At 58.7% G+C, this 11837-nt stretch carries 10 protein-coding genes; 4 read left to right on the forward strand and 6 right to left on the reverse strand.

The annotated features are described in order from the left end of the window. Positions 1–29: 29 nt before the first annotated feature. On the reverse strand, positions 30–1355 hold the full coding sequence (locus tag XX99_RS03765) for a choice-of-anchor Q domain-containing protein (protein ID WP_050058002.1): 1326 nt from the start codon (positions 1353–1355) through the stop codon (positions 30–32). An 817-nt stretch (positions 1356–2172) separates the two neighbouring features. On the opposite strand from XX99_RS03765, the gene secA reads away from it, so the two are divergent. Genes secA through XX99_RS03780 form a run of 3 tightly spaced genes read left to right on the forward strand, consistent with a single transcriptional unit; the run spans position 2173 to position 5884 of the window. Next, the gene (secA, locus tag XX99_RS03770; protein WP_050058003.1) at positions 2173–5190 is read left to right on the forward strand and encodes a preprotein translocase subunit SecA; all 3018 of its coding nucleotides are present in this window, start codon (positions 2173–2175) and stop codon (positions 5188–5190) included. 53 nt (positions 5191–5243) lie between these two features. Continuing rightward, complete coding sequence (gene vapB, locus XX99_RS03775; protein ID WP_050058004.1) at positions 5244–5495, forward strand: type II toxin-antitoxin system antitoxin VapB; 252 nt, start codon at positions 5244–5246, stop codon at positions 5493–5495. Then, positions 5492–5884 (forward strand): type II toxin-antitoxin system VapC family toxin, encoded by a 393-nt coding sequence (locus XX99_RS03780; protein ID WP_050058005.1) that lies wholly within the window; start codon positions 5492–5494, stop codon positions 5882–5884. Before vapB ends, XX99_RS03780 begins: the two co-directional genes overlap by 4 nt. 3 nt (positions 5885–5887) lie before the next feature. Here the strand turns inward: XX99_RS03780 and XX99_RS03785 are convergent, their stop codons facing one another. After that, positions 5888–6475 (reverse strand): class IV adenylate cyclase, encoded by a 588-nt coding sequence (locus XX99_RS03785; RefSeq protein ID WP_050058006.1) that lies wholly within the window; start codon positions 6473–6475, stop codon positions 5888–5890. 128 nt (positions 6476–6603) lie between these two features. On the opposite strand from XX99_RS03785, the gene XX99_RS03790 reads away from it, so the two are divergent. Further along, complete coding sequence (locus XX99_RS03790; RefSeq protein ID WP_050058007.1) at positions 6604–7668, forward strand: L-threonylcarbamoyladenylate synthase; 1065 nt, start codon at positions 6604–6606, stop codon at positions 7666–7668. A 6-nt stretch (positions 7669–7674) separates the two neighbouring features. Here the strand turns inward: XX99_RS03790 and XX99_RS03795 are convergent, their stop codons facing one another. The 4 genes from XX99_RS03795 to tmk form a co-directional block, all read right to left on the reverse strand. Next, positions 7675–8193, reverse strand: a complete 519-nt coding sequence (locus XX99_RS03795) for an RNA chaperone Hfq (RefSeq protein WP_050058008.1) — start codon at positions 8191–8193, stop codon at positions 7675–7677. A 203-nt stretch (positions 8194–8396) separates the two neighbouring features. Further along, a complete protein-coding gene (locus tag XX99_RS03800; protein WP_050058009.1) occupies positions 8397–9494 on the reverse strand; it encodes a DNA polymerase III subunit in 1098 nt (365 codons plus the stop codon). An 84-nt stretch (positions 9495–9578) separates the two neighbouring features. After that, complete coding sequence (locus XX99_RS03805; protein WP_050058010.1) at positions 9579–10976, reverse strand: cytochrome P450; 1398 nt, start codon at positions 10974–10976, stop codon at positions 9579–9581. 103 nt (positions 10977–11079) lie between these two features. Continuing rightward, on the reverse strand, positions 11080–11718 hold the full coding sequence (gene tmk, locus XX99_RS03810; RefSeq protein WP_311732204.1) for a dTMP kinase: 639 nt from the start codon (positions 11716–11718) through the stop codon (positions 11080–11082). Positions 11719–11837: the final 119 nt, after the last annotated feature.

Consider the following 11837-nt stretch of genomic DNA (forward strand, 5'->3'; position numbering starts at 1 on the left):
TTGGCCGCGCACCTCGAGTTTGTTGCAGGCTACTGGTTCTGGAATGCGCCGATATCGATGCCCCCGGCGCGCAAGACGCTCGCAAAGTCGGTGGTTACATCGACGATGTTGGTGCCGGCGTCAATTGCCGGCGATCCCGCCTTCAGGTTGAAATTGTGCGCCCCGGCATTCACGCAGAGGGGGTTCACAATCAGGTTGTGGCTGCCCACCCCGGTCAGCGTCCCCACGCTGTTGTAGTCGATGTTGTAGTCCCAATCCACAGCATCGAGCTCCATCCCGAAGACATACAGGATGGGAGCGCCCGTGCGCGAGTACATGATGTTATTCAAGACACGCACATCGGAGGAATTGCCCACCGCTACCTCAGAATCTTCAGTGTGCGCGTTGTAGGGCGCTGGCTCTGTGGCAGAGACATTGTTCATGTACGCCGTATTATTTACGACATCGACATGCTGGCTATCGTAGACGGCAACCGCGGGGCCTCCGTTGTTGTACATCACATTGTTGAAGATCAGCGTCCGGCCGTCATAGTCATTGACCTTATTGCTGTCTGAGATGATGCCTTCGCCGTCGGTGATCACGCAGGGATTGGTCTGCGGTTTGTTGCAGATGAAATTCTGGTTGTTATAGACGATATTGTTATAGATCCAGATCTTTGTGGCTGCGCTGGTATCGCTGCTCTGTCCTTGAACGGAAATACCGCTCTTCGCCAGCGGCGACCAGTAGGCATTGTTGTGAATGACGTTGTTATAGATGTAGAGATAATCTCCGGTTGCTCCTAGGCCTTCGCCCGGGCAGTAGGAGAGCGTGTTATTGCGGATCACGATGTGATTGCCTTTGGCGGCGATGCAGTCTCCGTTGTTGACGGAGCTGGATGTGTTGCTGAGCATGGATTGGGCCTGGGATGCCGTCAGGCTTTGCGCATTGCCCGTGACCGAAAATCCGTCGACGATGATGTAGGAAACTCCCGCTGCGAAATTGAATGCGGCGTAGGCGTTGTAGTTGGCCAGGACGGGTTTCTGTCCGGGATATGCCTGGTAGGTGATGTAGCCAAGCGATGCGGAGCCCGAACGGTTGATATAAACCTGCTCGGCGTAGGTTCCATTCATTACGTAGACCGTATCGCCAGGATTGACGATCCATGCGGCTTTGCCGATGGTTTTGAACGCGGCGGCGGTGGAGGTGCCGAGGTTCGAATCATTCCCGGTGAGATTGCTCACGTAGTACACCACTCCCGATCCTCCGGCTTTCGGCGGCGTGGGCGGAGCGGGGGCAGCGAAGGCGTTGAGGGATAGAAGAAGAAAAAATGATGATGCAATCGACAATAACAAGTTGTTGTATTTCAAAGCGAACATTTTCCTATTCATATTTCTGCCCCTAAGCTTTCCTGTGTTGAACCGAGCGCTGACTCAAGACCGCATAAGGCTGGCGCCGGCGGTGTCGAGAAGAGAGAAGTGCGGCCGATGCAGCGGGCGCAATCCACGATTGAGCGAGTTGTCAACCAAGGGGAGGCGAAGCGGGAAACGCTTCAAGCAAAGAAGCCATATCGTTCGAGACAAAAGAGAGTCTGTACTCGCGCGATGGAAGTTTACGGCTCCCTGGTAAGCGCATGATCGGCATAATTCGTCCGACACTTGCTCAAATCAGGTCTAATCTTCGGGCGAACAACGCCGTGTTAATCCGACAGAACCGCGATAATTACCAATTTTTAGTAACTAATGAAAGATATTTACCATATCTCGGGCAAATGCCTATGACCAGAATGTGGAATTACGGCCTGAATTAAGCCCTCACTCCGCGGAGGGTGTTCTCAACCTTAGAGGAATGAATGAGTTGGCCGAAACGTTAATTTCCAATTTTTTTTGCGAGAGAAAACCTATTGGCGGGTAGTCGCATCACCAAAAATCCCGCTGACTTCCCTATGAGCTTACCGCGGCAGATCGCTGTGCGAAGGCTGCGAATCCGGATGAGGCGGGCGTATCCGCGAACCCGGGCCGCGGATCCACAGCACTGCCGGAACGTCGAGCAATGTGCGCGTTGCGTGCTCCAGATTGGAGCAATTGCGGAGGGTTTCCGCTCACCTGCAGAATCGGGCAGAGTCGACTACACTAGGAGTGTATTTTGCAATAGCTATGCCGCCGGTGTCGATGCTGCGGCGCAAAAGGAATCCTCTTGATAGGAAATGCTTTAACAAAGGTTTTTGGCACCAGCAATGAGCGCGAAGTAAAGCGTCTGCTGCCCCGTGTGGAGACGATCAACCGTCTGGAGCCGGCTCTGCAGCAGCTTTCCGATGAGCAGCTTCGCGCCAAAACGGATGAGTTCCGCTCCCGTATTGCCGCCGCTCTGGAAGGAATCGCCGATGCCGACGAGCGCATCGCTGCTGAAAAACGGGTTCTGGACGAGATTTTGCCCGAGGCTTTCGCTGTGGTCCGCGAGGCCGGCCGCCGGGTGCTGCAGATGCGCCACTTCGACGTGCAGTTGATTGGCGGCATGGTTCTGCATCAGGGAAAGATCTCCGAGATGAAGACCGGCGAAGGCAAAACCCTGGTTGCCACGCTGGCGTGCTACCTGAACGCACTCGCCGGTCATGGCGTGCATGTGATCACGGTGAACGACTATCTGGCCAAGCGCGATGCCGAGTGGATGGGCAAGCTCTACGGTTTCTTAGGGCTGACCGTGGGCGTGATCGTTCACGATCTCGATGACCAGACGCGTCGCCAGGCGTATGCCTCGGACATCACCTACGGCACCAACAACGAGTTTGGCTTCGACTACCTGCGCGACAACATGAAGTTCGAGATCGCCGATTGCGTGCAGCGCGGGCATTACTTCGCCATCGTCGACGAGGTCGATTCGATCCTTATTGACGAAGCGCGGACTCCGCTTATCATCTCCGGCCCCACCGACCAGACCACGGATAAGTATGTGCGAGTGAACCGCATCATCCCCGGGCTGGAAGAGGGCGAGGAGATCGAAGAGGGAGAGACCAAGATCCTGACCAAGGATTTTGTCGTCGACGAGAAGCACAAGACCATCACCGTCACTGACGACGGCTGGGAAAAGATAGAAAAGCTTTTGGGCATCGGCAACATCGCAGATGTCGAGAACTGGGAGCTGAAGCACCACGTTGAAGTCGCGATCAAGGCGCACAAGCTTTATCGCTGCGATGTGCAGTACGTGGTGAAGGACGGCGAGGTCATCATCGTCGACGAGTTCACCGGCCGCCTGATGCCCGGCCGCCGCTGGTCTGACGGTCTGCACCAGGCCGTTGAAGCGAAAGAAGGCGTGAACATCCGCCGTGAAGACCAGACGCTGGCGACCATCACCTTCCAGAATTATTTCCGGCTTTATAAGAAGCTCGCCGGCATGACGGGAACCGCCGAGACGGAAGCGGCCGAATTCGACAAGATCTACAAGCTCGAAATCGTCGTCATCCCCACCAACAAGCCAATGCTGCGCATCGAGAATGCGGACGTCGTCTACCGCACGGCGAAGGAAAAGTATTTCGCCGTAGCCGACGAGATCGCCGCGCTGCATGAAAAGAATCAGCCGGTGCTGGTGGGCACCACGTCCATTGAGAAGTCGGAGCTGCTCTCGCAGATTCTGCAGCGCAAGGGCGTGCGCCACGTGGTTCTGAACGCGAAGTATCACGAGCGCGAGGCGGAGATCGTGGCACAGGCCGGGCGTCTGGGCATGGTCACCATCGCCACCAACATGGCCGGCCGTGGAACCGACATTCTGCTCGGTGGCAACGCCGATTTCGTCGCCAAGCAGGATCTGGTGAAGAAGGGTGCGGCACGCTCCATCAGCGTGGCCGAAGGCGCCATCAATCCGACGGCGGCGCCGGGCATGATTCGCTTTTACTACCAGGGGCAGGAATTCGAGACTACCGAAGAGAACTGGAAGCGCGCCTACAACGCCTTCTCGGCGAGCACCAACGAGGAGCATGCGGGGGTGATCGCTGCAGGCGGCTTACACATTCTCGGCACCGAGCGCCACGAGTCGCGGCGTATCGATAATCAGCTTCGCGGCCGCGCCGGGCGCCAGGGCGATCCCGGAGCCTCGCGCTTCTATCTCTCGCTCGAAGACGACCTGATGCGCATCTTTGCCAAGGAGTGGGTTTCGACGCTTCTGCAGCGCATGGGCATGGAAGAGGGCGTGCCGATCGAGTCGCGCATGATCTCAAAGCGCATCGAAGCGGCGCAGAAGGCGGTCGAATCGCAGAACTTCGAATCCCGCAAACACCTGCTCGAATACGACGACGTAATGAACAAGCAGCGCGAGGCCGTCTACGGACTGCGCCGCCAGCTGCTCGAAGGGCTCGATCAGAAAGAACTCATCGTTGAAGATTATGTCGCGAACATTCTCAGCAACATGATCGACGAGTTTGCTCCGGAGAAGGCTCACCCGGATCAATGGAACATGGATGGATTGAAAGCGAAGCTCATCGAGCAATTCGGATTCGATCTCACCACCGAGGTGCCAGAGGTCGATCAGCTCACGCGGCATGAGCTGGGCGAGACGCTCTTCGAGAAGCTGAAGCAGCGCTACGAGGCGAAGGAAGAGATCATCACCGATCAGGCGATGCGCTTCCACGAGCGCATGATCATGCTGAGCGTGCTGGATGGCCTGTGGAAGGACCATCTGCTCAACATGGACCACCTGAAGGAAGGCATCGGCCTGCGCGGCTACGGTCAGCAGGATCCGCTGGTGGCTTACAAGAAGGAATCCTTCGAGATGTTCGAGGACATGATGGGGCGCTTCCAGGAAGACACGGTGCGCTATCTGTTCCTGATGCAGATCGTCGGGCCGGATGGCCAACCGGTGGCGATTCCATCGCAGCCGCGGCGCGAGATTCCGGCGGCGCCGCAGGTGGCATCTGCCGACGCGCTCGCACCCACGAACGGAGCGGGGAGCAACGGAGCTGGCACCAATGGACACCGGTCGGCTCCTCCGGCACTGCCGTCGCGACCGCCTGCAGCTGCGCCTTCGACCACCATCGATGCCATCGAGCGCGAGTTTCAGCGTAAGAAGCAGCGCGAGCTGGAGCATGCACGCATGGCCGGCGGCGGAGAGACCGCCGACGAGGTCGCACAGCGCAGGTCCGGCGACAAGGTGGGGCGCAACGATCCTTGTCCTTGTGGGTCGGGTAAGAAATATAAGAAGTGCCACGGGGCCGGCGAGGCTTAGTCTTTTGCATAGGGGCCTTGATATATACTTTTGGTGGATATCGTCGAGGGGCTATGACGCAGAAAGCCAAGTTGTTTTGGTCCGGCCGCTCGCAGGCAGTTCGTCTCCCCAAGGAATTTCGTTTCGACGGCGACGAGGTTCGGGTGCGCCGTCACGGGAATGCGGTCATTCTCGAACCGATTGTGGATGACTGGGCGTGGCTTCAGGGTATTGAAGGCAAGTTTTCGGATGACATGTTCGAGGCTGCAAGGGAGCAGCCGCCTGCGGAGGAAAGAGAAGGGCTCGATGAGCTCTTTTCGCGTTGAAGTATCTTCTCGATACCAATGTTGTGATTGACGTGCTGCGAAACGCAGCACCGGCCCTGCGCCGTCAATTGCTTCATTACAACAGTAACGACATTGCAGTTTCGGCGATCGTGATGCACGAGTTGTATTACGGCGCCTTCAAAAGCTCACATGAGACGAATGTTATCGTTACGGATGGACTGCCTTTCCAGGTGTTAGAGTTTGACCGCGAAGATGCGCGAGAAGCCGGCGAAATACGCGCTTTCATGGCGGCATGTGGCTCTACGATCGGACCGTTCGATGCTTTGATTGCCGGTCAAGCGCGCATTCGCGATCTGATCCTGGTTACTCGAAACTCCAGAGAATTTGCAAAGGTGCCGGGACTGAAGATCGAGAATTGGTATTCCTAAAGTTCACCTTGCCGGTTGGGGCTCGCCGATCGCTGTAAAAGTAAGATCATTGGCGGGGCTGCCTGTCTCCTGCTTCCACCGTTCGAAGAGCCGCCCGTAGCTGAGCGTCATTAGGGATGAAGGTTCGAGGCCGAGCCGCTTGGCCATGTTATCGATCCACTCTTCGGGGCCTTCGAGCTCTGCGAAGAATCCGATAGGCGTTTCGTCGAGCACGCAATGGCCGGTCTGGTCGGCGTATTCGGTGCGCCACTTTTCGTAGATGAATGCCGGCCGATATCCAAGCTGCGTGAAGACTGCGCCGGCTGCCTCACCATCGGCAACTTCCGTCTCCGTCTCGACGCGATGTTTGTGGCGCGCTTGCGGGTCATGATCGGGCGGCAGGCATTTATGGGTAAGCACCCAGCGATCGCCGTATTTGCGAATACGCAGAATCGCCTGCTCCTTGCGCAGTCGCCGGTCCGGAGTGTCATAGAGCACATTCCGCTCGAAGGTGCGCGGCGTGATTTGCTGAAAGCCGAGCTCACCGAGCCTGGCTTCGAGGGCTGCTCCGTCCTTCACGCGAAACTTGACCTCGATCTCAACGGTGCTCATTGGAAAAGTATAGGACGGATGCGGTAGTCCGTCGCCGAAACTCGCAGAAAGTGGATGGATAATAGTGAAATACCGCGGCGTGCAAGAGGTTCGGGAACCGCCGCTTCCACAACGCGTGAGAGAGATTGATGCAGACTCCAAGGCTTATTGTCGATGCGAGCGATTTGAATGATGCGTCGTCACGAGCTTCTATCGAAGCTGCGGCGCACATTCTCCGCGAGGGCGGGACGGTCGCCTTCCCGACCGAGACCGTTTATGGTCTGGGGGCCAATGCACTGCGTGCGGATGCAGTGGAAAAGATCTTCCGCGCCAAGCAGCGTCCGTCATGGGATCCGCTGATCGTCCACATCGCCGATATCGAGATGCTGCACCACGTTGCAGCGAGTGTTCCGCGTAACGCCAAGCGACTGATGGACGCCTTCTGGCCGGGTCCGCTGACTCTGCTGCTACCGCGCCATCCCCGCATCCCGGAAATCGTGACTGCCTGCCGTCCGCTGGTCGGCGTTCGCATGCCACAGCATCCGGTCGCAAAAGAATTGATCCGCACGGCCGGAGTGCCCATCGCCGCGCCCAGCGCCAATCTCTTCGGACACACCAGCCCGACTTCGGCGCAGCACGTTGCCGACGATCTGGACGGACGCATCGATGCCATTCTCGATACGGGTAGCGGGGAGACGGGAACGGAGCATGGTCTCGAATCGACGGTGGTCGATGCGGGACAGCATCCGTGCGTCGTGTATCGGCCGGGTGCGATCACCCTCGCGCAGATTCGCAGCGTCTGTAAGGATGCGGTTGAATTTATCGCCAACGAGCGGGACCAGAATGCCGCGCCGGAAGCGCTGCCCTCACCGGGAGTCGGCATTCGTCACTATGCGCCGCATGCCCGGCTGGTGCTGGTCGAGCCCGGCCCTGACCAGGCTCGGCGGTTTGCTGAGCAAGCGAATGGGTTTCCGGGTGAGACCCTGGGGCTGATGCTGCCCGAGGAATTTTCGGAAATAGCCGCAGAGAAAGGTACTCTGATTTATCGCTGGGGCCGGTGGGACGATTACGAGGAGCTGGCGCAGAGGCTCTTCGCCGGTCTGCGCTGGCTGGATGCTCAAGGTGCGACGGTCATCCTCTGTCCCTTGCCGGAAGCCGAAGGCATTGGTGTGGCAATACGAGACCGCCTGAGCAAAGCGGCTCGGACGGAGTGAGTTGCTCTAGCGGTTTCCCTTGGCCGTCTCGAAGGCGGTATGGTTCTCGCCGGCCTTGTAGAGATACTTGATCGCCGACTTGTAGATCAAGGTGCGGCTGCCGTTACGGATCTTGATGGCGTTGCGGTCATACCATTCGATGTAGCCTTCGACCTGTTCTCCATCTTCGAGAACAAAGACCATTAGCGTCTGGGTTTGGACCTGCTTCTGGAAATAGAAGACTTCGGCGTGCGATCCGGCGTGGTCTTCGTGAGGGATCATCATCGCCGACTGATGCGCCAGGATGGGTGATTCTCCGCGGGATGCAAAGGCGCGTTCCCGCATCACTCCCGCAGGCAGCTTGGGGCGGACCAGCTTCCGCGGGCCAACAACCTCGCCGATATTGCCGTTGACGGATCCGGAAGAGGCAGCTTCCTGGAGAACCGGAGGAGGAACCGCGCGAAGCCGGAGGCTCGCCTGGTCCTTCGCGAAGCCGGGGCGCACTTCATGCAGATTCCCGGCAGGGATATGGGAGGAATTCGCCATAGTTGTCTGGTCAATGCTAAGCACATGGGATGCGGGTGCGTGCTTCCGCAGTCGCCCGTGAGCAAGTCATTTTTGGATATCTGGGTCGTATGGTAGCCGAGATTGGTGCCGGATATCCAGAAAGATTTGGTACTTAGCCTCTGTTATCGATTTAGCTGGAGGTTTCCCTTTGCGAAAAGACGAAAATTCTACGGCTGTTCACGTTAAAGACGGGGAAGCGCTGTGGCGAAAGCATCGAGGGTGAGCGAACGCAGGAGATTGCGTCGCATCCCCGATTCCACCTGGGAGACGCCGCGCTCAGCGGCTTCGATCCAGGGAAGGCTGGTCTGCTGGGCCATGGCATTGAGTTCCTTCTCCAGATCGATGTTTCTCGTCATGTGCGCGGTTCCGGATTGGATAAGCAGCAGGTCTTCCAGCAGGCTGAGCAGCGCGCGAAGCAGCTTCGAGGTCTTCTCCTGCCCTTCGGCGCCGGCGCGATAGGTCTCGGTCATCTTGAAAAGCACGGAAAAATCGGGTTCGCGCAGCGCATGGCGCAGGATGATCAGCGCATCGGTCCGGCTGGCGAGGTAGCCTTCGAGATCGAAGCCCACTGCCTGGCCGACCGCTCCCTGGGCCAGACGAGCGACCAAGGCTCGCTGCTGCGGCTTCCAGTCGCTTCGGCGTTCCGCGAGAATGCTCTCGATCTGCTCCAGGGGCAGCGCACCAAGACGGAATATGCCAGCGCGAGAGCGGATGGTCGGCAACAGATCGCCCAGGTTTTCCGCCAGGAGAAAGATGCTGGCGTGCGAAGGCGGCTCTTCGAGAATCTTGAGCAGGGAATTGGCCGCCTCCTTCATGAATGCCGAGCTGGTAAAGATATAAACGGCGCGCTTGGCTTCGGCGGGCATGCGATATATCTCGCGAATGACCGACCGAACCTGTCCCAGCTTGATGAGCAATTGCGGAGGATCGGGCGGAATGATGAGCACGTCAGGGTGCGTCTGAATGAGAATCCGCGTCTCTTTTTTGTCGACCTCGCGCAGCTCTTCGCGTGCGGCGATGGCCTCACTCACCCGGGCATCGAGGTCGGCGGCCTGGACGATCCTGGTGCAATTCGAGCAGACCCCGCAGTAGTCGGGCAGGCCATCGCTTTCGGTGGGCTGAAGGCAGTTCACGGTCTGCGCCAGCATGACCGAGAGCGTGAATTTGCCGGCGCCGCGCGGTCCGGTGAGGATCATGGCCTGCGGCAGGCGGTCTGCTGCGATGGCCTCGCGCAGATGCCTTACGGTTGCCTCATTGCCGACGAAATCACGAAAGCTCACGAATCCAGATTACGGTATTTCCTGAAGGGATGGGCATCTCTCCGGGATGCGACCCAGGGTCTCAAGACGAGCGAGCACTCTTTTTCAGAATCGCGCTTCCGGGACTACGCGAACTCCGTACTTGGGACGAAGCGTGATCTTGGGCTGGACTTCGAGCTTCTGTCCGGGCACCAAGCGCAGCCGCCAGCGCTGCGCAAGCGTGGCCAGGATGAGATTCGCTTCCATCCACGCGAAGGCCTCGCCGATGCACTGGCGATTGCCGGCTCCGAAAGGGAAGTAGACGAACTTCGAGCGTCCGGCTTTGCGCTCGGGTGTGAAGCGCTCCGGCTCGAAGTGGAGCGGTTCGGGAAAATGCTCGGCACTGCGCTGAATGAGGTACTGGCTGAAGAAGAAGTAAGTCCCGGCGGGGAGGAAATAGGGGCCGATACGGACATCGACCGTGGCCTGGCGGCCCATGGCCCATGCCGGCGGATAGAGGCGCATGGATTCGGCGAGAACCATCTCCGTGTATCGGAGTCTGGGCAGGTCTTCGAGCGTCGGTAGGCGGCCTTCAAGCACCTGGTCGAGCTCGGCGTGGAGCTTGGCTTCGGCTTCGGGATTCTGCGCGAGCAGCATCCAGGTCCATGCGAGGGCATTCGCCACGGTTTCGTAGCCGGCAAGAAAGATGGTGAGCACCTCGTCCCGGAGCTGTTCGTCGCTCATGCCCGACGAGGGGTTGGACGCGTCTCCCTCCTCGTCACGCGCGCGAAGCAGCATGGAGAGCAGATCTCCGCTGTCGACTCCGCTGGCGCGATGGTCGGCGATCATGCGATGCACAACCTCGTCGAGATGCCTTCGAGCGCGGCGGAAGCGCATGAGGCCGGGGATGGGCAGGTGAAGATAATCTTCGGCGCGAGGTAGGGCGATGAGGAAGTTGTAGAGCTTCATGATCGCGTTGACTTCGCGATGGATGCTCTCGATATCGGGCGTAACCTCCTGCGCGAAGAGCGTGCGTGCGATGACCTGCAGAGAGAGGCGCATCATCTCGGCGGATATATCGATCTCGACGGCCTGCTTCCAACTTTGGCCCATGGCCGCCGCGCGATCAACGATCAGCTCTCCGTAAGCCTGAATACGCTGGCGGTGGAAGGCGGGCGCGGCGATGCGGCGCTGGCGCTTGTGAAACTCGCCGTCGCTGGTGATGAGGCCTTCGCCGAGCAGGATGCGCATGCGCTTCTGGGTGCGCTCCTTGATGAAGTTGTGCGGCTGCATTACGAGGATTTCGCGAATGAACTCCGGCTCGTTGACAAGGACGATGTCGCTGGGACCGACGCGGTAATGGGCCATCTTGCCGTAGGTCGCGACCAGGTGCTCGAAGAGCAGGATGGGATTACCCACGCGGAAGAATCGTCGCGAGAGATAAAGTGGGAGATTCAGCTTCAACCCCGGCGGATAACGATAGCCGCCTCGCTCTTCGATCTTCCAGCCGCTGGAGTTATACATTCGCCTTAGCCGCTTGAGTCTAGGTGTGAGTCTTCAGGAATGAAAGGAATTGAGGCCCGTTGAGACTCTTCGCTGCTCTCAGAATGACGGGCTTTCCTGCAGATCAGGCATGCATCCCTAGACGCTGTTTTACTCTCTCCACGATACGTTGATGCACCTCTTCTATGCCCTCATCGCCTTCGATTGCGATCACACGCACGGTTTCCCGGATGGCGATTTGGTGATACGCATCCCAAACGCGGCGATAGAAGATTTCGTCCTCTTTTTCGAAGCGGTTTTCGTCTTTGCCGCGGCTCGCCGAACGCGTATTGCGGGCTCGGGCGCGAGTGAGAGAGCGCTCGAAATCGGGGAGCAGCAGCAGAGTCAGGTCGGGCTGCAAGCCTGCGCACATGGCTGCGTGCAGACTCAACACCAGCTCGCTGCCCAATTGCCTTCCACCACCCTGGTAGGCTTCTGTCGAATCGGTGAAGCGGTCGCAGAGGACGATGCGGCCTGCGGCCAGCGCGGGCTCGATGACCTCGGCAATGCCCTGGGCGCGATCCGAGAACATCAGACCCAGCTCGGCCTTGGGAGCCAGGTTTTCTGTGCGCGAATCGAGAATCAGAGTACGAATAAGCTCGCCAATGCGGGTGTCTCCCGGCTGGCGGGTCACCGTGACCTCGCGGCCCTCCGCTTCCAGCCATTGCGCCAGCTTACGCAGCTGCGTCGACTTGCCGGAGCCGTCCAGTCCTTCGAAGGTCACAAAAAATCCGCGAGATGTTGCCGCACACATGGCCGGAGTTTAGCACTGCGTGCGAAGATTGCGGCTTGCGCCGTCGACAAAGGCTGCAGAAGCGGCGTCAATCTCACTGACAATTACAC

The organism is Silvibacterium bohemicum, from assembly GCF_001006305.1.
GTDB classification, from domain to species: domain Bacteria; phylum Acidobacteriota; class Terriglobia; order Terriglobales; family Acidobacteriaceae; genus Silvibacterium; species Silvibacterium bohemicum.